The organism is Actinomyces johnsonii, from assembly GCF_006546835.1.
Lineage (GTDB): Bacteria > Actinomycetota > Actinomycetes > Actinomycetales > Actinomycetaceae > Actinomyces > Actinomyces johnsonii.
This window is the reverse complement of record NZ_VICB01000005.1, coordinates 249,481-269,366: the sequence shown is the minus strand read 5'-3', so window position 1 is coordinate 269,366 and position 19,886 is coordinate 249,481. Positions and strand designations below refer to the sequence as shown.

At 70.6% G+C, this 19,886-nt stretch carries 16 protein-coding genes; 5 read left to right on the top strand and 11 right to left on the bottom strand.

Going from position 1 to position 19,886, the window contains the following annotated elements; translation table 11 throughout:
- Positions 1 to 82 precede the first annotated feature (82 nt).
- Positions 83 to 1,477 carry a class I SAM-dependent RNA methyltransferase gene (locus tag FK256_RS05945; protein ID WP_141424058.1) on the bottom strand — a complete coding sequence of 465 codons (1,395 nt, stop codon included), beginning with the start codon at positions 1,475 to 1,477 and terminating at the stop codon, positions 83 to 85.
- A complete protein-coding gene (locus FK256_RS05940) occupies positions 1,477 to 3,573 on the bottom strand; it encodes an APC family permease (protein WP_009233845.1) in 2,097 nt (698 codons plus the stop codon). The genes FK256_RS05945 and FK256_RS05940 overlap by 1 nt, the downstream gene beginning before the upstream one ends.
- A 91-nt stretch (positions 3,574 to 3,664) precedes the next feature.
- On the opposite strand from FK256_RS05940, the gene FK256_RS05935 reads away from it, so the two are divergent.
- Positions 3,665 to 4,288, top strand: coding sequence for a potassium channel family protein (locus FK256_RS05935; protein ID WP_009233846.1), 624 nt, complete (start codon positions 3,665 to 3,667; stop codon positions 4,286 to 4,288).
- 3 nt (positions 4,289 to 4,291) lie between these two features.
- On the top strand, positions 4,292 to 4,954 hold the full coding sequence (locus FK256_RS05930) for a potassium channel family protein (RefSeq protein ID WP_021609320.1): 663 nt from the start codon (positions 4,292 to 4,294) through the stop codon (positions 4,952 to 4,954).
- Positions 4,955 to 4,998: 44 nt separating this feature from the next.
- On the opposite strand, the gene FK256_RS05925 is transcribed toward FK256_RS05930, so the two are convergent.
- The 4 genes from FK256_RS05925 to FK256_RS05910 are packed head-to-tail and all read right to left on the bottom strand — an operon-like array spanning position 4,999 to position 7,236.
- Positions 4,999 to 5,790: a DUF3159 domain-containing protein gene (locus tag FK256_RS05925; RefSeq protein WP_141424057.1), complete on the bottom strand. Its 792-nt coding sequence runs from the start codon at positions 5,788 to 5,790 to the stop codon at positions 4,999 to 5,001.
- A gap of 35 nt (positions 5,791 to 5,825) precedes the next feature.
- On the bottom strand, positions 5,826 to 6,203 hold the full coding sequence (locus FK256_RS05920) for an OB-fold nucleic acid binding domain-containing protein (protein ID WP_141424055.1): 378 nt from the start codon (positions 6,201 to 6,203) through the stop codon (positions 5,826 to 5,828).
- Complete coding sequence (locus FK256_RS05915; RefSeq protein ID WP_141424054.1) at positions 6,204 to 6,902, bottom strand: DUF3710 domain-containing protein; 699 nt, start codon at positions 6,900 to 6,902, stop codon at positions 6,204 to 6,206.
- A 28-nt stretch (positions 6,903 to 6,930) separates the two neighbouring features.
- Positions 6,931 to 7,236 (bottom strand): DUF4193 domain-containing protein, encoded by a 306-nt coding sequence (locus FK256_RS05910; protein WP_004565030.1) that lies wholly within the window; start codon positions 7,234 to 7,236, stop codon positions 6,931 to 6,933.
- 338 nt (positions 7,237 to 7,574) lie between these two features.
- Between FK256_RS05910 and sepH the strand changes: the two genes are divergently transcribed.
- Positions 7,575 to 9,026, top strand: coding sequence for a septation protein SepH (sepH, locus tag FK256_RS05905; protein ID WP_039893078.1), 1,452 nt, complete (start codon positions 7,575 to 7,577; stop codon positions 9,024 to 9,026).
- Positions 9,027 to 9,080: 54 nt separating this feature from the next.
- Here sepH and FK256_RS05900 read toward each other — a convergent pair whose 3' ends face one another.
- Complete coding sequence (locus tag FK256_RS05900) at positions 9,081 to 10,406, bottom strand: alkaline phosphatase family protein (RefSeq protein WP_141424053.1); 1,326 nt, start codon at positions 10,404 to 10,406, stop codon at positions 9,081 to 9,083.
- A gap of 23 nt (positions 10,407 to 10,429) precedes the next feature.
- Entirely contained in the window at positions 10,430 to 11,050 is a 621-nt protein-coding gene (locus tag FK256_RS05895; protein ID WP_009233853.1) for a DUF5998 family protein, read from the bottom strand.
- A gap of 149 nt (positions 11,051 to 11,199) precedes the next feature.
- Here FK256_RS05895 and FK256_RS05890 point away from each other — a divergent pair, with 149 nt between their 5' ends.
- Entirely contained in the window at positions 11,200 to 13,755 is a 2,556-nt protein-coding gene (locus FK256_RS05890; protein ID WP_141424052.1) for a DNA gyrase/topoisomerase IV subunit A, read from the top strand.
- A gap of 65 nt (positions 13,756 to 13,820) precedes the next feature.
- A complete protein-coding gene (locus tag FK256_RS05885; protein WP_211343531.1) occupies positions 13,821 to 15,464 on the top strand; it encodes an amidohydrolase in 1,644 nt (547 codons plus the stop codon).
- A gap of 18 nt (positions 15,465 to 15,482) precedes the next feature.
- Here the strand turns inward: FK256_RS05885 and FK256_RS05880 are convergent, their stop codons facing one another.
- From FK256_RS05880 to FK256_RS05870, 3 genes are all read right to left on the bottom strand, one after another.
- On the bottom strand, positions 15,483 to 16,535 hold the full coding sequence (locus tag FK256_RS05880; protein WP_009233856.1) for a GNAT family N-acetyltransferase: 1,053 nt from the start codon (positions 16,533 to 16,535) through the stop codon (positions 15,483 to 15,485).
- A 135-nt stretch (positions 16,536 to 16,670) separates the two neighbouring features.
- Positions 16,671 to 18,923, bottom strand: a complete 2,253-nt coding sequence (locus tag FK256_RS05875) for a DNA gyrase/topoisomerase IV subunit B (RefSeq protein WP_141424051.1) — start codon at positions 18,921 to 18,923, stop codon at positions 16,671 to 16,673.
- A gap of 109 nt (positions 18,924 to 19,032) precedes the next feature.
- On the bottom strand, positions 19,033 to 19,824 hold the full coding sequence (locus FK256_RS05870; RefSeq protein ID WP_141424050.1) for a hypothetical protein: 792 nt from the start codon (positions 19,822 to 19,824) through the stop codon (positions 19,033 to 19,035).
- Positions 19,825 to 19,886 lie beyond the last annotated feature (62 nt).

The window sequence follows — 19,886 nt, the reverse complement described above, 5'->3', positions numbered from 1 at the left end:
CGGCCCACCGGCTGACAGAACTCCTTCCAGGAGCATGAGATGGGCCCCAGTCCTTCACGGACTGGGGCCCATCGCCATTGCCTCAGGCTCTGTCGAGCACCGCGATCGTCTCAAAATGGTGCGTGTGCGGGAACATGTCCAGCGCGCTCAGGGAGCCCAGCTCGTAGCCGGCATGCAGAAGGGTTCCCAGGTCCCTGGCCAGGGCCGCCGGGTCGCAGGCCACCAGAACGATGCGCTCTGCTCCCAGAGCGGCGACGGCCTCGATGACCTCGCGGCCAGCCCCCTGCCGCGGAGGATCGAGGACGACGACGTCGGGGCGGTCTCCGGTGAAGGAACCGGCGAGCTCGCGCACCGAGCGGGGGCTGACGCGTCCGGCGGCCAGGCGAGCAGCGGGGTGGTCGTGCAGGGTACGGCGGGCATCGCGGACGGCCTGCTCGTCGCCCTCCAGGGACAGGACCTGGCCGGCGCCACCCACCAGGGCCGCCAGGGGCAGGGTGAACAGGCCGGCCCCCGAGTAGAGCTCCAGGACGCGGCTACCCGCTGCGCGGTCGAGATCCTCCCCCAGGGCGGCGCGCACGACGCGCTCGACCAGGACCCGGGGGGCATCGACGTGCACCTGCCAGAAGCCCTCGGCGTGCACGGAGTAGGTCAGCTCCCCCAGCCCCAGGGCGGAGACGTCCACGACCTCCTGGACGCGGCGACGCCCGGTGCTGCGCGCCTGGGCGGTCAGGAGCCGGTCGTCGAGCAGGACGACTGGCTCTCCACCGCTGGGGGCGACGGCCTCGATGCGCATACCGGGCCGGTAGTGGGCGCGCCAACGGGGGCGCTCCAGCAGACCGATCTCGGTGATGGCGGCCACGGCCAGGGGCAGACGGCGCAGGGGAAGGACCGCCCCGGAGCGGAAGGCGTGCATGCCCGGCTCGCCGTCGTCGGTGACCGTCAGGCTCACGCGGGTGCGGGTGGCGGTTCCTGCAAGGGCGCGCCGGCGGGCGCTGGTGGAGGCCTGGGCCTCGGCGTCGGTGGGCATCGGCTCGACCGGCACGGCGGCTCCGGATGCGGCCTCGGGCAGGGAGGCGACGGCGTCGGCCACTTCCTGGCCGCCGATCCGGCGCAGGCAGTCGGCCAGGACCCAGCGCTTCCAGGTGCGCTGGGCGTCCAGGGCCACGTGGGCGAGCTCTCCCCCGCCCACGCCCGCAGGACCGGCCTCGGGCCAGACGGAGTCGACGCGGTCCGGGGATGCCTGGAGGATCTCGACGGCGTCGGCGCGCCAGGTCCGCGACGTCATCTCGGTCAGCCGGGCCCGCACGGTCTCCCCTGGCAGGGAGTGGCGCACGAAGATGACGCGGCCGCCCGGATCGTCCACGGGCCGGGCCACGCAATGCCCGCCGTGCGCCGGTGCCCCGACGGCCAGGGTGATCTCGCGGGGCCGCCCACGGCTGGGGGCGGGCCGACCGGTCTGGTTAGGGTGCGGGGTCATCAGTTCTCCTGGCGGTCTGCGCCGACGTCACCGGTGCCGGAGCCGTTGAGGTGACTGAGGTGGCTGTCGACGTGACGGCGCATGGCGACATCGGCGTCGATGATGCCCTCGGCGGTGCGGGCGCGCACGCCGTGGTGGATGTGCCGCTGTCCGGGCAGTCCCAGCTGCCAGGGCACGGAGGCGACAACGACGCCCGGGGTGAACAGCAGGACGGTCTTGAGACGCAGGGCGGTCTGGTTGTGGAGGATCTGCTCCCACCAGTGGCGCACGATGTACTCGGGCAGGAAGACGACCACGAGGTCACGGGGGGACTCGCGGCGCACCGAGCGCACGTAATTGATGACCGGGCGGGTGATGTCCCGGTAGGGCGAGTCCAGGACCGTCAGGGGCACCGCGATGTCGGCCTCCTCCCAGGCGTCCAGGAGGCGCTCGGCGCCACCGTCCCCGGTATCCACCGTCAGCGCCTCTAGGGCAGTCGGGTGAGTCGACTGGGCGTAGGTCAGGGCCCGTAGCGTTGGCTGATGGAGGCGAGAGGCCAGGACGATGGCGTGGACGTGGGCGGGCAGGACGCGGGCGTCGTGGAGGTCGGAGATAGCGACCTCCTCGCTGACTCGCCGGTAGTGGCGGCGGATCCGGTTCATCACCAGGTAGAGCAGTGCCATGATCGTCAGGGTGATCCAGGCTCCGCGGGTGAACTTGGTGAGCAGGACGATGACCAGGACCGTGCCGGTGCCCAGCACACCGATGGCGTTGATGATGCGAGCGCGGTGCATACGCGAGCGGGCCTTGGAGTCAGTGGCAATCGTCAGCTCGCGCGTCCAGTGGCGCACCATGCCCACCTGGGAGAGCGTGAAGGAGATGAAGACGCCCACGATGTAGAGCTGGATGAGGCGGGTGGTGTTGGCCTCGAAGCCCACGAGGAAGGCCACGGCTCCCAGCCACAGGACGATGATGCCGTTGGAGAAGGCCAGACGGTCGCCGCGCTGGGAGAGCTGGCGGGGCAGGAACTCGTCGCGGGCCAGAACGCTGGCCAGGACCGGGAAGCCGTTGAAGGCGGTGTTGGCGGCCAGGACCAGGATGAGGCCGGTGACGGCGGCGACCAGGTAGAACATTGGCCGGAAGCCGGAGAAGACGGTGGCGGCGATCTGTCCGATCGCGGGATCCTGGTGGTAGGTGTCCCCGACCGGGACGCCGTTGCGCAGGAGCTGATGAGCCGGGTCCTCCACCATGCGCACGCCGACGGCGCCGGCCAGATGGATGACGCTCATGAGCATCAGGGCGGCGATCCCGCCCAGGAGCAGCAGTGTCGTGGCGGCGTTGCGGGACTTGGGGCGCTGGAAGCTGGGGACGCCGTTGGAGATCGCCTCCACGCCGGTCAGGGCCGCACAGCCCGAGGAGAAGGCCCGCAGGACCAGGAAGCCTCCGGCCAGGCCGGTCAGCCCCTGCTCCCAGGCGGGGTAGGTGACGACGTCGAAACCAGCGGACTCGGCCTGTCCGAGTCTCCCGGTGAGCTCCTGAATGAAGCCGGCGACGGCCATGATGCCGATAACGCCCATGTACAGGTAGGTGGGGATGGCGAAGGCTCGCCCCGATTCCTTCGAACCGCGCATGTTGAGCACCGCCAGGACAGTGGCCACGGCGACGGCGATCTCCACCTTGTAGGGGGCCAGGGCGGGCAGGGCGGCCGCGAGGTAGGAGGTGCCGGAGGATACGGAGACCGCAACGGTCAGGACGTAGTCGCTCAGCAGGGCCGAGGCCACCAGGAGGCCGGCGTGGGAGCCGAGGTTGGCCGAGACCACCTCATAGTCGCCTCCGCCCGACGGGTAGGCATGGACGGTCTGGCGGTAGGAGGCCACCACGACTGCCAGGACGCCGACAACGGCCAGGGCGACCCACGGGGACAGTGAGGTGGCGGCGACTCCGGCCACGGCCAGAGTGATGAGCACCTCATCTGGGGCGTAGCCCACGGAGGACAGGGCATCGGAGGCGAATACCGGTAGGGCGATTCTCTTGGGCAGGAGCGTCTCGCCCAGAGCCCCACTGGGGACGGGACGGCCGACGAGAAGCCGCTTGATGCGGTCTGCGAAGTCACGCACGTCTCCAGATGCTACGTCCGCAGGCCGAGAACGGAGTACCGTCCTCCTCGTGCACTTCGTCATCATGGGCTGTGGCCGCGTCGGAGCGTCCATGGCCGTTCAGCTCGACCGCATGGGGCACTCGGTGTCCGTCATCGACCGGTCCTCGGACTCATTCCGCCGTCTGCCCTCGGACTTCAACGGCCGCAAGGTCAAGGGCGTGGGTTTCGATCACGACGCCCTGGAGCAGGCCGGCATCGATGAGGCCTACGCCTTCGTCGCGGTGTCCAACGGGGACAATTCGAATATCGTCGCCGCGCGCGTGGCGCGGGAGAGCTTCGGGGTGGACAACGTCGTGGCCCGCATCTACGACTCGCGCCGAGCCGACGTCTATGAGCGCCTGGGTATCCCCACGGTCGCCACCGTGCGCCAGACGGCCGACCAGATGATGCGCCGAATCCTTCCCGGTTCCAGTGCCCGCGAGCTTGAGGATCCCTCGGGCATGGTCGCCCTCATCCAGCCCAGTGCCTCCCCGCAGTGGGTGGGTACGACCATCGGGGCCCTCGAGGACCGCCTGGGGGTGCGCGTCGCCTGGATCTCGCGCGATGCCACGGCCCTGCTGCCCGAGGCCGCCACCGTCATCCAGGAGCACGACCGCCTGCACCTCGCGGTGAGCACCGACCGCATCGGCCAGGTGCGCCGGGCCCTGTCGCACGCCCCGACCCAGGAGGCCTGAGCCATGCAGATCGTGATTGCCGGAGCCGGATCCGTGGGCCGTTCCATCGCCCGCGAGCTCATCAGCCACGGTCACGAGGTCACACTCGTCGACCGCTCCGCCGAGGCCATGCGCATCGCCTCTGTCCCCGAGGCAGACTGGCAGCTGGCGGATGCCTGCGACATCGAGGCGCTTGAGCGCGCCGGGGCCGAGACCTGCGACGTCATCGTGGCCGCCACCGGGGACGACAAGGCCAACCTGGTGATCTCCCTACTGGCCAAAACCGAGTACGGGGTGCCCCGCACCGTGGCCCGGATCAACAATCCCAAGAGCGAGTGGCTCTTCGACGAGACCTGGGGCGTGGACGTGGCCGTGTCGACGCCCCGCTTCATGACGGCCCTGGTGGAGGAGGCCGTCAGCGTGGGCAGCCTGGTGAGCATCTTCCACTTCCACCAGTCGGGCGCCTCCATGCACGAGCTGACCCTGCCGGAGGACTCACCGGTCGTCGGCGAGCTCGTCTCCGACATCGAGCTGCCGCCCCACACAGTGCTGGCGGCGATCCTGCGCGATTACCGCCCCATCACGCCCGATCGCGACGAGCGCTTCGAGCGTGGGGACGAGCTCATCTTCCTCACGGCGCGCGAGGGGGAGTCCAGCCTGAAGGAACTGCCCCTCATCTTCACGTGACCGTGCAGCCCTGAGCCGCGTTCACCGGACTCAGGGTGACGGGGCTACTGGTCAGTGCGATCAGTGCGCGCCTCGGCCCGGGCGATCCGGCCGGGGGCGACCAGGAGCCAGATGAACCACAGGGTCAGGGCGTACAGCGGCACGCCCAGGATGAGGCGGGCGGCGCCCAGGTAGGACACGGCCCGCTCGCCGGCCAGGAAAAGGGGCACCTCGACGACGAGCCGCAGGGCGAACATCAGCGTCAGAACCCAGGTGCCCGCGTGGTAGCGGAGTTTCACGTTGCGCAGGGCCGGGTCGGTGCGCCAGGCCGATGGGCGCGCGGCGGGATCATCGTCGGCGGTGGCGTCGGGGTCATCGATCGCTTCCGTCGCCTCAGACTCTTCTGGATTTCCGCTCCCGTCCGACTCGTCGGCGACCCGGTGCCACAGGGTCATGAGGGCGCCCACGACCGGCCAGCCGATGAGCAGGGAGACTAGGCAGGCGACCAGCCAAGCCGCGTTGATCATGAGTCCGGTGGCGTAGAAGTTGGAGGCCTCGCCGCTGCGCCAGGCCCACAGGGCCGAGATGAGCACCAAGACGATTCCACCCACGACCTGGGCCGGAGACTGGCGCTGGACCAGGCGGGCCGCGAGGCCGACGGCGCTGACGGCCAGGGAGGCGGCTAGGGCCATCACCAGGGCGGTGGGCCGCACCGCCATGACGAGGACGAACACGAGAGTGGGCACGACGGACTCGACGATGCCGCGCCATCCGCCCACGGCGGTCATGGCGTCGAAGCGCTCGGAGTCGATCGCGCCCAGTCCCGTGCGCGTAGTGTCAGCAGAACGGCTGCTCATTCGTAAGTCCTTCCCCGGAAACTCGCTGCCGGTCGCTATTGCCCCGGCCCCAGCAACTGATAAGCGGGGTTGTGGATCTGCAGGCGGTGGGTGCCGTCGGCGACTCGTCCCTCGGCCAGCAGGTGAATGCCCGGCTTGATACCCGCGATGCGCCGTCGCCCCCACCACACCAGGTCGATGCTGCCGGTGCCGTCGTAGAGCTGCCCGACGAGAATCGGCTTGTCCTGACTGGAGCGGTAGGTAACCGCTTGCAGAACCCCCGAGACGCGAGCCCGCTGCCGCGAGGCCAGGGCCCCGATCGGATCAGTGCCCCGGCGGCTGGCGGAGCGCTCCTCGTCCTCGGCCTCGAGGTGCTCGCGGCTGGTGCGCAGCGACTGGACGAGCCGCTTCAGACGGACGGACAGCACCGACATCTAACGCACTTCGGCGATGGTCGGACCGGGAGCGAGCGGGTCGATGCCGGGCAGGTCCTCGGCCTCGGGGCCAGCCGCGGCCCCAGGGGCGTGCAGGGGAAGAATCTCCCGGGGAGGACGGGCCTGACCATCGCGAACGACGACGATGCCACGCAGAACCTCCCGCAGGGCCTGGGCCGACTGCTCGGAGGAGGCGGCATGCCCCTGAAGGACGCCCCTTAGGAACCAGCGGGGCCCGTCGATGCCCAGGAAGCGGATCGTGCCGGTCGTCGTCTTGCCGTCGGGGCCGCGCATGGGCAGGTGGGCGACCAGCTCGGTACCGTGCTCCCCGTAGCTCTCCTCGTAGCGGGCACCGCTTCCGGCGAGCTCATCGGCGATGTCGCCTCGCAGCTCATCCCAGATACCGGCGGTGCGCGGTGCGGCGAAGACCCTCAGTTCGAGTGCCGAGCCGCCCAGCGCGAGGACCACCGCGGTGATGGTGCCCTCGGGCCCCTGCTCCATGCGCAGCTGCATCCCGTCGACGGCCGGGATCCGCAGCGAGCCCAGATCGATGCGGGGCACCTCCTCCTGGTCCTCGGGCAGCTCGTGCAAGTCCCAGGGGCCAGAAGCCGTGGACTCGCCGGAGCCGTCGTCGGAGTCGAGGGCGGGCTCGTCGGTTTCGGTGGACGCGTCGTCACGGCGGCGCGAGAACAGTCCCATAGGGTTCTCCTGAGTTCGGGTGGGATCGTCAGCCGGCGCAGTCGGCGCACACCGGCAGGCCGGTCGCCTCGTCGACGAAGGCCAGCTGGCTGCGGTGGTGGACGAGGAAGCACTCCGAGCAGGTGAACTCGTCCTCGAGCTGGGGAACGACGTGAACGCTCAGCTCCTCGCGAGACAGGTCCGCCCCGGGAAGCTCGAAACCCTCGGCGGCCTCATTCTCGTCCTCCTCGATCGCGGCGGAGGACTGGTCCTTCTGCCGCGAGGTCAGCTCCTCGATGGAATCGGCCTCGGGCTCGTCATCATTCTTGCGCGGGGCGTCGTAGTCGGTCGCCATGGCCTCGTCACTCTTTTCTGTCGACGGCTCTCGGGTGGCCTCCGGGGACGGCGGTCGAGCCGTGCAGGCACATTGGCGTCGTGACGACGACCGGCGCATCCGTCCCGGAAGGCACGCGCACAATAGCACCGACAGGCGGCCCGTCAAGCCAAATCGCCCAATGAAAGAGCACAGTTCGCTTGCAGTGCGCGCCACCCGAGGGTATTCACGAGGGTATTCACACGTGCTTCACATGTGGCACACCGCTGCGCCTCCCACGGCTTGACGTCTGCGGGTGGCAGGCTGTGAGGCGTAGTGGAGCATATCGTGCTGACATCGGGATGAAGGAGGCCCCACCCATGGTCGAACTCGAGCTGCTGGGTGCCAACGGTGACACGATTGTCATGACAGACGAAGACGGCGAGCGTTACAGCATCGTCGTCGATGACGCCCTCAGGGCTGCGGTACGCCGTGACCGCGGCGCAATCGTGCCCCCATCGGGGACGACCACCGAAGGACCGGCGCCCCTGCGCCCCCGCCAGCTCCAGGCGTACATGCGCGCCGGCGCCACCGCGGCCGAGGTCGCGATCAGCACGGGCATGGACGTGGAGCACGTGCGCCGTTTCGAGGGGCCGGTGCTCGCGGAGCGCCAGTGGGCCGTCTCGCAGGCCCAGTCCTGCCGTATCGGCTGGGAGAAGGACTCCCCCCTGCTCGGCGAGCTGGTCGTGGACCGACTGGCCACCCGGGGCGTTGACCCCTCCAGCCTTGAGTGGGATGCGCTGCGCGAGGGCCGCGACCCCTGGCTCATCATGGTGACCTTCGTGCAGTCCGCCGAGGAGAAACAGGCCCGCTGGTCACTGGACCTGACGGCCCGCGCGGTTCACGCCCTGGACGACGAGGCGCGCTGGCTCACGGAGGCGGGGGCGGGCTCGAGGCGCCCAGCGGTCTTCGACCAGGACTCGAAGGCGCCCGGAGCCTCGGCCACCGCGCCGTCGGCCCAGTCGGGGCGCTCCCCCGCTACCGCCGGTTCGCCCGGCACCGGCGCGATTTCGGCCGTCTCCGCTCCGGGCGCTGCCTCCGGCGAGTCGACCGGCCTGGCCGTCGAGATGCCTGCCGGGATGCTTCCGGTACGGGAGTACGCCCGTCCCACCGGCGGGGCGATGTCAGCGGACGACACCGATGCGCTGCTGGCCGATCTGGCCTCCAGCCGGGGCCGGCGTGTAGAGGTCGAGATTCCCCACGATGACGATCTGGGTGGTCTCCAGGGGCAGGGTCCCGGCAATGATGACGCCTTCACAGACCCTCACGGCATCGACTACATCAGCAGTCCGGACAGCCCCGAAGTCCCCTCGCCCCCGAATAGGGGGATCGAGGAGCGCCACACCCAGACCCGCGCCAGGTCGGCCGATGATCCCCTCGAGCAGGCCGCGGGCCTGAACGCACAGGTCTACTCCATGTCGGAGCGCCGGCGTCTGCACACCGGCAACCATCCGGCCGGGACCAGGTTGGTAACGGCCTCCAGTGCTCCCTCGGCGGCGCCGTCGGCCCCGAGCCCCGCCCTCGGACGTGTACCGGTGGGCAGCCAGGCCCCGGTGGGAGCCGACAGCCCCACCGAGCCGGTGCCGGAGATTCCCATGCCCTCGCGCTCGGAGGTCATGGCCAAGGCCGCCCCAGGCCCGTCGGCCGCGGGCGCCCAGGAGACACTGCCCGACATGCCCAGGACGGTTCCAGCCAAGAAGAAGTCGCGTCGCCGCTCGCGCCGCTCCGTCCCCTCCTGGGACGAGATCGTCTTCGGCGCCAGGCCCGAGTAGCTAAGCGACCGGACCTCTCAGGATCTCTCGGGGCCTCTCGGAACGCCCGGGCTTTCAGGCCTCGGTGACGAGCAGCGGCACTTCGGTTTCGGCCGGTGTGAAGGAGCCGTGGACGCCGGGCATGGCGATTGCGGCCTCGGAGTGGACCCGGGGATCCACGAGCACCCAGGTGGAGGCCATCGCCACGACGACGTCGCCGACGACGCCGAGCGCCCGTGGGCTGAGAGTCCCCAGGTGCTCGGCGGCCTGTTCGCGGGTTCCAATCCACGCTGCCCGTTCCCCCAGGACGTGGCGGTACCGGTGCACTACCTCGGCGGCCAGGTCCGCGTCGCCCTCGGCGACGTGCAGGTGCGTCAGGCGGGGCTCACCGGCGACGGCGACGACGTCGCGCACGAGCTCACGGTGGGCGCTCAGGTCGATGCGATGGTCGGCGTCGGTGTCGACCATCCCGTGGTCGGCGCTCAGGATGATTCGGGTGCCGGCGGGGACCCGACGGATCAGCTCAGCCATGGCGGCGTCGAGGCGTTCGAGCTGGGCCAGCCACTGCGGACTGAGCCAGCCGTGCCTGTGGCCGGTTTTGTCCAGCTCGCCGACGTAGAGGTAGACCAGGGGCGTGCCGCGGCGCAGAGCGCCCGCCGCCAGACCGGGCCGGTCCTCCAGGCGATCAGCACCCAGGTGCTCGGCGCCCCGCAGGGCCGCCTCGGTCAGGCCGGAGCCGGCGAAACGCGCGGGCCCGATGCTCACCGCGCTCCCTGCGGGGACGCGCTCGAAGATCGTGGGAACGTCCTGCCAGGCCCGGGGACTGGGGGCGTCATCGCCCTGCCAGGTGATGAGGCTGAGGACTTGGGCGGGGCTGGGCGCGGTAGAGGCGGGAAGAGCAGGTCCCAGGCGAGGGTTGAGCACCGAGTAGCCGACCATCCCGGTGGTGCCGGGCAGGGCCGAGGTCCCCAACATGGTCAGGGCCGCGGCCGTCGTCGAGGGGCGGCAGGTGAGGATTCCCTCGTCGTTACCATCTGCGCCCTGATAGCCCCGCTCCGGCCATCGGCGCAGAGTGGGGGTGTGCCCGCGCCGTTGATGGAGCATCTCCAGACCCAGCCCGTCCACGAGGACGACGACGGTTCCTGGACCACCGGCGGGGGTCTCACCGGGCCTCCCGGTCGGCTCGATCCCCCAGCTGCGGGCGATGTGACGGGCCCGGGCGTCGGTGACGACTGAATCGGCAACTGAGCCGAGGACTGCTTCGCCACCGTTGCCGGTATCGCTGAGGGACAGCCCGGCGCTGACGGCACCGACCGCCAGGACGTAGCGGAGTGCCGGATCCTGCGGGTGGTTCGGGACGGGAGTCGGAACAGGATCCTCGGCATCATCCTCGGCGAGCATCTGAGGCCTCATCGCGGGTCCCGTCACGCCGAGGCGGCGCGGGCCGTCATCTGCGAGAGCCGGCCAGCGAAGGCCTCGGCCCGGGCCAAGGCGGAGGCCCCTTCGACGCCCGCGGCCACGCGGATGACGATGTCGTCGGGGACGGAGACGCCGGTCATGCCGTGGTCGGCCTGGCAGTCGGGGTCGCCGCAGGTGGCGGGCTCTATGTCGATGCGTCGCACCGAGCCCCAGGAGATCGCGATCGTCATCTCGGTCAGGGTGCCGCCGCCCCGGGCGGGATCGGAGACGCCGCGGGTCAGAGCCATGGAACGGATGCGGCTGAGGGGGACGGCCTCGCTGGTGGCCAGGGCGCCGGGGCCACCGTCGTCGCGGGGGGCGTCATCGACGTGGACGATGATGAGGCGGGTGGAGGTCAGGGACAGAACGGTCAGGTGCCGGTGGACGGCCTCGGCGAAGGTGGTCTCGGCCTGGACCATGCCGGAGACGATCTCCTCCTCGCCCGCGGCCAGTCGGAGGGTGTCGAGCACCAGGTCGGGGTAGTAGCCGGCGAGCTCGACCTGCTGCGCCAGCTCGGCGGCCGCGTCCTGGGGTTCCTCGGAGGGGACCGGGCCTGCAGCCGAGTTCTGGCGTGAGTGGGTCGTCATGGGCGCCATTGTGCCATCGTCTGGGCCATCGTCGTCGAGCGCCGGCGGCCCCGTTCAAAGCCCGCCGATCGCTGTCAGCGGGCGCGTCTGACCTGTCACGCCCGGGTGTCGTGGTTTGTTTTCGGCCCGATTCCCCGGACAATGCGCCCATGCCGAAGTCTGCCTCCACCCAGACTCCTCCCCCGACCGACGGGGAGATCGTCGACCTCGACCTGTCCACGGAGATGCGTACCAGCTTCCTGGAGTACGCCTATTCCGTCATCTACGCACGCGCCCTGCCGGACGCGCGCGACGGGCTTAAGCCGGTTCAGCGCCGCATCCTGTTCCAGATGGACCGCATGGGCCTGCGCCCGGACCGTCCGCACGTGAAGTCCTCGCGGGTGGTGGGCGACGTCATGGGACGCCTCCACCCCCACGGCGACACCGCGATCTACGAGGCGCTGGTGCGTCTGGCTCAGCCCTTCACGATGCGGTTGCCGCTCATCGACGGGCACGGCAACTTCGGTTCCCTGGACGACGGCCCGGCAGCCCCCCGTTACACCGAGGCACGCCTGGCCGCGCCGGCGCTGGCGCTGACGGCGGACCTGGACGAGGACACGGTCGACTTCACCCCCAACTACGACTACACGCTCACCGAGCCCGAGGTCCTTCCCGCGGCCTTCCCGAACCTGCTGGTCAACGGCGCGGCCGGTATCGCGGTGGGCATGGCCACGAATATGCCGCCGCACAACCTGGTGGAGGTCGTGGCGGCCGCCCGGCACCTGCTGACCCACCCCGAGGCGAGCCTGGAGGACCTCATGGCCTTCGTGCCGGGGCCGGATCTGCCGGCCGGCGGCATAATCGTGGGCCTGGACGGGATCCGGGAGGCCTACCGGACGGGGCGCGGCAAGTTCCTGACGCGGGCCACCGCCCACGTGGAGTCCGTCTCGCCGCGCCGCAAGGGCATCGTGGTCACCGAGCTGCCCTACATGGTGGGGCCTGAGAAGATCATCGCCCGGATCAAGGAGGCGGTGGGCTCCAAGAAGCTCCAAGGCATCACCGACGTCGCCGACCTCACCGACCGCAGGCACGGCACCCGCCTGGTCATCAGCGTCAAGAACGGCTACAACCCCGAGGCCGTTCTGGCCCAGCTCTACAAGCACACGCCGTTGGAGGACTCCTTCGGCATCAACAACGTCTCCCTCGTGGACGGCCAACCCCACACCCTGGGGCTGCGCGAGCTGCTGGAGGTGTTCGTGCGCCACCGCCTCACGGTGGTCACACGGCGCACCCGGTTCCGCCTGGGCAAGCGCCGCGAGCGCGCTCACCTGGTGGACGGCCTGCTCATCGCCATCCTCGACATCGATGAGGTCATCGCCGTCATCCGCTCCTCCGACGACGCGGCCACGGCGCGCACTCGGCTCATGCAGGTCTTCGACCTCACCGAGCCGCAGGCGAGCTACATCCTTGAGCTGCAGCTGCGTCGGCTCACGAAGTTCTCGGTCATCGAGCTGGAAAAGGAGCGCGACGAGCTGGCCCGGGAGATCGAGGCCCTGGAGGCGATCCTGGCCGACGACGTCCTGCTGCGGCGCGTAGTCTCCCGTGAGCTGGCGGCCGTGGCCGAACAGTTCGGCACCCCGCGGCGCACGGTGCTGGTGGAGGCCTCCGGTGAGCGCGTGACGTCGTCGGCGGGCAGCGCTGCAACCCCGGACGACGCCTCGGTATCCGCTGACTCCGGCGGGATGGCGCGGCGGGCCGGGGCGTCCGTGGAACCGATGACGCTCATGCCGAGCTCGTCGCCGGTTCCGCTGACCGTTCCCGACGACCCGTGCCGGGTCATGCTCTCGGCGACCGGTCTGGTGGCGCGCACCCCCGGCGCCGAGCCGGTCGCCCGCATCGGCGGGCGCAGGCCCCACGACGCGCTGACCTCCCAGGTGGCCACCACGGCGCGGGGGCGTATCGGCGCGGTCACCGACACCGGACGGCTGGTGCTGCTCGACGTCGTCTCCACGACGGAGGTGCCCCGCGCCGAGGACGCCCCGGGCCTGGCCGGCGCGACCCCGGCCCGCCAGCTGGTGGATATCGATCCCGAGGAGAAGGTGGTGGGTCTGGTCCCGGTGGGCCCGGCCGACCATGCGCCGATCGTCCTGGCCACGGCGGGCGGCGTCATCAAACGGGTCAAGCCCGGTGATGAGCCCAGGAACGCCGAGGCCTGGGAGGTCATTTCCCTGTCCGGCGGGGACCGGGTGGTCTTCGCGGGTACCGCGGCGGACACGGATTTCCTGGCCCTGGTGACCTCCGATGCCCAGCTGCTGCGGTTCCAGGCCGCCAAGGTGCGCCCGCAGGGACGGGGTGCAGGCGGCATGGCGGGGATCTCGCTGCGCGAGGGCGCCCGAGTCATCGCCGGTGCGGCGGTTCCCGAGGAGCTCCTGGCCGAGGCCGTGGTGGTAACGGTGGCCGGGTCCGAGGGCTCGCTTCCGGGCACCGGCGGCGGCAGTGTCAAGGTCACGCCGCTGGACCGATACCCGGCCAAGGGCCGGGCCACGGGTGGGGTGCGCTCCCACCGCTTCCTGCGCGGTGAGGACGAACTGGTGACCGCCTGGGTGGGTGTGGCACCGGCGCGGGCCCTGAGCGAGGACGGCAAGCCGGTCGCGCTGCCGCAGGCCGATGAGCGGCGTGACGGCTCCGGTTCGCCGCTGCCGGCCCCCATCGTCGGAATCGGCTGATCGCGATGCCGACCAGGTCTTCCTGAAACTGCGCGTATGCAGGCCGGATGTGCCTAGAGTGGCTTATGGTCGATCTACCATCCGCAGACCTGCTGATCAGGGACGCGCGCATCGTCCCCTTCCGCTCCCGCACCGAGCTGGGCGCGCTGCGCCGTGGCGGTTCGGTCCCAAGCTCCCTGGATACGCCGCCCTGCCCGGGTGAGCCAGGCGACGTGCACGTGGCGGGCGGCCGCGTCGTCGAGGTGGGGCGGGGTCTCCGAGCGCCCGGGGCGCAGGTACTGGATGCGGGTGGGGCCTTTCTCATCCCCGGTCTGTGGGACGCGCACGCCCATCTGGACATGGAGGCGGCGCGTTCGGCGCGCATCGATACGCTGGCCACCCGTAACGCCGAGGAGGCGCTGGAACTGGTGGCCAAGGAGCTGCGGGACCTGCCGACCGGCGCCGAGCCAGTCACGATCCAGGGTTTCGGGCACCGCCTGTCCAACTGGCCCCGGGTTCCCACCGTCGCCGAGCTCGACGCCGTCACCGGGGAGATTCCCACCCTGCTCATCTCCGGGGACGTGCACTCCGGGTGGCTGAACTCCGCGGCGCTGCGCGTCTTCGGCCTGCCGGGGGCCAGTGCCCAAGATCCGGGGGCGCCGCTCAAGGAAGATCCGTGGTTCGCCCTGCTGGACCGGCTCGATGAGGTTCCGGGGACACGTGAGCTGCGGGAATCCGGCTATCGGCAGGTCCTGGCCGACATGCTGGCCCGGGGCGTGACCGGCGTGGTCGATATGAGCTGGTCGGAGGACCCCGGCGACTGGCCGCGGCGCCTACAGACCATGGCGGCCCAGGGCGTTCTTCCTGAGGTGCTGCCCCGTATCCGTATCGGGGTCTACCGCGACAAGCTGGAACGCTGGATCGTCAAGGGCCTGCGCACCGGGACCGAACTGGCCGGCTCACCGCACCTGCCCGATGGCTCCGCGGTGCTGGTTCAGGGGCCGCTCAAGGTGATCGCCGACGGATCGATGGGCTCGGGCAGCGCGCATATGTGCGAGCCCTACCCGACCGAGCTGGGCCTGGAGCACGCCTGCGGCGTGGTCAATATCGACCGGGCCGAGCTCACCGACCTTATGGCCCGGGCCGCCCAACAGGGTTATGAGATGGCTATCCACGCCATCGGGGACGCGGCCGTCGACGACGTCGCCGCCGCCTTCGCGCTCTCCGGAGCCGCCGGGCGCCTGGAGCACGCCCAGCTGCTGCCCGCTGACGCCCTCGATGAACCCGATGGGGCCCTCAGGCGCCTCGTGGCGTGCGGCGTCGAGCTGTCGGTTCAACCGGCCCACCTCATCGACGACTGGGCGGCCGTGAGCCGGGTGTGGCCGGGGTTGGAGGGGCGCACCTACGCGTTCGCGGACATGGTGGCTGGCGGGGCACTGCTGCAACTGGGATCGGATGCGCCGGTGGCGCCGCTGGACCCGTGGTTGGCGATGGCGGCGGCGGTGGGGCGCAAGACGCCGGACGGCTCAGTGTGGTCACCGGATCAGCGACTCACAGCCGAGGAGGCCCTGGCGGCCAGCGTCAACGGGGCCGGCCCGGTTGCGGTGGGCTGCCCGGCCGACCTGGTGCTCCTGGCAGAGGATCCCCTGCGCCTTGGGGCCGAGGAGCTGGCCCGGGTGCGTCCCCTGGCCACGATCGTGGCCGGCGCGGTGGCCCATCAGCGCATCTGAACCGCCCGGGCGGTCTGCTCAGACGTCGAGGGCGTAGAGGATGGTTCCTCGGGTGGGCACGTAGCCCAGGGACTCGTACAGGTCCACGGCGCCGTTGGGGTTGTCGGTGTCGACGCCGGCGGCGGCGTATTCCATGCCGTCAGCCGCGTAGGCGCGCATGGCGGCCACGAGCAGTGCGGGCCCAATCCGGCGGTGGCGGTAGTCGCTTAAGACCCCGAGCACGTCGGTGTATCCCTCGCGCCAGCCCAGGGCTTCCCAGTCCTGTTCGTAGCGGCCCGAACGCAGGTATCCGGCCACGCGGGCCCGGTCACCGGAGCGGTCCATGGCCACGAAGCTCCACTGGGGGGCGAAGTAGGCGCTACCGGCGGTCCAGTCCTCGGGGGTGATGTTCTCGGCCTTCCAGGTCTCGGCCATGGCCTGGTCGTAGGCGCGCCGGACGTCGCCGTCGATCTCGGGAGTCCAGGGGTCGATGGTGATGAACCCATCCAGGTCCACCTCGGGGATCTCATCGCCGAGGAAGCGGCGCACCTCGCGGTACCAGCGCATCGGCTCGAACCCCATGTCCTTGAGATGGCCCTGCATGCGCTCGTCGTCCTCCAAGACGGTGGTGACCACGTGCGCGGGAACCTGGGTCGAGCCTCTGCCCGGGACGAAACCGGCCCGCTCGGCGCCCACGAGATGGCGGGCCCGTTCGGCCTGCCAGTGCAGGAGGGCACGGCCGATGCCGCGCTTGCGCACGGCGGGGTCCACGGTGCCGGTCATGGAGGCGTAGATCTCTCCGGCGGGCCGCAACCGCACCAGGCCGAAGGCGCGCATGACGCCGTCGGCGTCGCGGCCTGCGACCCCGGAGTAGGTGGGGTCGATGAAATACTCGGCCGTCTCCTGCTCGCTGGTGCGGTAGGGAGGGTTGTCGACGGCCTCGGCCCGAGCGATGAGCTCGGCCAGCTCGTGGTTGTCCTCGGGGCCCAGAGGGCGCCAGGACAGCTCGCGCGACAGGGCCGAACGGGGCCCAGGGCGCAGGATGGGCCACGGCGAAGAGCCGGCCCGGCGGATGCCGTAACCAGGCGCCATGGTGCACCTCCCTCATGAGTGCGGAACGAGTAGGAACCGGTAGGAACCGATGATGCTGCGCCCGGCCGTCAGGGGGGCCGTGACGCGAAGGTTACCGAGGCTACCTTAAGGAATTACCGAGACCTGACGCGTTGGTCAGGCGTCGATGCGCTCGCGATCAACATCACGAGCGCCTTCGACAATGAAGTCGCGGCGGGGCTCGACCGATGAGCCCATGAGGAGCTCGAAGACGGACTCGGCCTCCATGACCTGGGCCTCGTCCCCCAGGGTGATGCGCCGCAGGGTGCGGTGCTGGGGCTCCATAGTGGTCTCGGCGAGCTGATGGGCGTCCATCTCCCCCAGGCCCTTGTAGCGCTGGGGCTCCTTGAAGCTGCGCCCCGAGCGCTCCAGGCGGCGCAGGGTGGTGACCAGCTCCTCGTCGGAGTAGGTGTAGATGATCTCCTTCTTGCGCCGTCCCGAACCGGAGACCTCGATGCGGTGCAGGGGTGGGACGGCCGCGAAGACCCGACCCGCCTCGATCATGGGGCGCATGTAGCGGAAGAAGAGGGTCAGCAGGAGAGTGCGGATATGGGCGCCGTCGACATCGGCGTCGGTCATGAGGATGACCTTGCCGTAGCGGGCGGCCTCGATGTCGAAGGTGCGTCCGCTGCCTGCGCCGACCACCTGGATGATGGCCGAGCACTCGACGTTGCGCAGCATGTCGGCCTGGGAGGCCTTCTGCACGTTGAGGATCTTACCGCGGATCGGTAGGAGCGCCTGGAACTCGGAGTTGCGGGCGTTCTTGGCGGTGCCCAGGGCGGAGTCGCCCTCGACGATGAACAGCTCGGAGGCGGCGACGTCGTCGCTGCGGCAGTCGGCGAGCTTGGCGGGCAGGGAGGAGGTCTCCAGGGCGGTCTTGCGGCGGGTGATCTCCTTGTGCAGCCGGGCCGAGACCCGGGCGCGCATCTCTCCGACGATCTTCTCCTCCAGGGCGCGCGCCTGGGTCTTGAGGTCCCGCTTGGAGGAGGTCAGCAGGGCGGTGAGCTCGCGCTCGACCACCTTGGAGACGATCTGGCGCACGGGGCCGGTGCCCAGGACCTCCTTGGTCTGGCCCTCGAACTGGGGCTCGGGCACGCGCACGGTGATGACGGCCGTCAGGCCCGCCATGATGTCGTCCTTCTCGACCCGGCCGTCCTTGGAGGTGATCTTCAGGGCCCGGGAGTCGGCCTCGATGCGCTTGCGCAGCACCTTGGTGAGGGCCTGCTCGAAACCGGTCAGGTGGGTGCCGCCCATGGGGGTGGCGATGATGTTGACGAAGGAGCGCTCGGTGGTCTCGTAGCCGATCCCCCAGCGCAGGGCGACGTCAACGGTGCAGGTGCGCTCGACCTCCACGGGCCGCAGGTGGCCGCTGGTGCGGTCGAGCTGTTGGACGGTCTCGGTGTAGGTGCCCTGGCCGGTGAGGCGGAAGGTGTCGGTGACCGAGCCGTCGGAGGCCAGGAAGTCGACGAAGTCCGCGGTGCCCCCCAGGGCCTGGAAGACCTCGACGCCAGTATCGGCGCCGGTGTCGAACAGGTCGCCGCGGTTCTCGGTGGCGTTCTTGGCGGCCGCCCGCAGGGTGACCTCGTGGACGGCGTCGTCGGTCTCGCCGGCGTCGGCGGCGGGCGTGCTGGAGGCCGCGATGGCCTCGGCCTCGGGGCGCCGGTCCTCCAGGCGCAGGGTGAGTCCGGGCACGAGGAAACTGGTCTGGCGCAGCCGGGCGCGCAAGGCGGCGGCGTCGTACTCCGTGGGCTTGGGGAAGATCTGAGGGTCGGCCCAGTAGCGCACGCGAGTGCCGCTCACGCCGCGGCGCACCTTGCCGATGACGCGCAGTTCGGAGGCCTTGGTGAACTCGGTGAAGGGCGAGGAGGGACTGCGCCCGGCGGAGTCGTCGAAGATGCCGGGCTCGCCGCGGTGGAAGCTCATGGCGTAGGTCTTGCCGCCGCGGTCGACCTCGACGTCCATGCGCTCGGCCAGGGCGTTGACGACGGAGGCGCCCACACCGTGCAGGCCACCGGCGGCGCCGTAGGAGCCGCCGCCGAACTTCCCGCCGGCGTGCAGCTTGGTGTAGACGAGCTCGACGCCGGTCAGGCCGGAGGAGGGCTCGATGTCGACGGGTACGCCGCGCCCGTTGTCGCGCACCTCGATGGAGCCGTCGTCGTGGACGGTCACCGAGATGTCGTCGCCCTGCCCTTCGAGGGCCTCATCGACGGCGTTGTCGACGATCTCCCACACACAGTGCATAAGCCCGCGCTGGTCGGTGGAGCCGATGTACATTCCCGGGCGCTTGCGCACGGCCTCGAGCCCCTCCAGGACGGAGAGGTGGCGGGCGGAGTAGTCACCCCGGCTGGTCTTGTTCTCGGATGAGGGCACGCTGGGAATCTAGCCGATCAGCACCGCCCGCGCCTCGTGCCCCGCCGCGGGGAGGCGTGTGGCGTCATACGTCATGCCACCGTCGGGCCATCCGGCGCCGCCGGATCGTTCAGTCAAGCGGGAGCGCGGGGCTCACGCGGGCGCTGCCGATTCCACGGTCCGCCTTCCCCAGGCGGAAGCGCACCCGCTTCTTGAGCACGGTTCCCGAGACGGCCCGGCCCTCCACCAGGCCCTCGGCCGGGAAGAGGGTGAAGGTCCACCGCTCGGCGTAGTCGGAGTCGGGGACGAGCCCTGGCGGACACTGCAGCAGGCGGGCGCCCCAGATCTGGCGGGTCATGAGGGCGCGGGTGTCAACGCCGTCGACCTCGAAGCGCTCCGCGGGGGCTGCGGCGATCTCCTCGTAGCTTCCCGCCGAGATCCCGTATTGGCCGACGACGCCAGCCACCACCGTCCAGCCGTCCTGGCCCAGCGTGGCCTTGACAGTGCCGGTGAGGTCAGCGAGGTCAGCACCCTCTCCCAGGGCCGGGTCGACGAAATCCTCGACCAGGTCGGGCCGCTGGCCGCAGCGGATGCGGGGATCCATGGCGCCGCGGGTGTCGAGCCGGTCGATCGCCGGGATCGCCAGGAGCCCATAGTCGACGTCGTCGGCGAAGCGGAAGGAGGCGAAGTGCTCGCGCAGATGGGCGACCGCGCGTTCGGCCCGCTCCCAGCGGCTTCCAGCGCTTCCACCGGCCACGTTGTTCGCACTGTCCGCGTCCTCATCCAGGCACTCGGCCACGACCTCGGCCGGTGGCCTCAGGCCCACGGCGTCCAGCACCTCGCGAAGAGCCGCGTTGGTCGCCCATCCCGAGCGCTCCAGGCGCGCGATCTCACGGTTGCGGAACTCCTGCACCACCGACATCCTGACTGCTCCCCTCCCGATTTCCGTCCGTTGGCAACCCGCCGAAACCACCTCCAGCATTC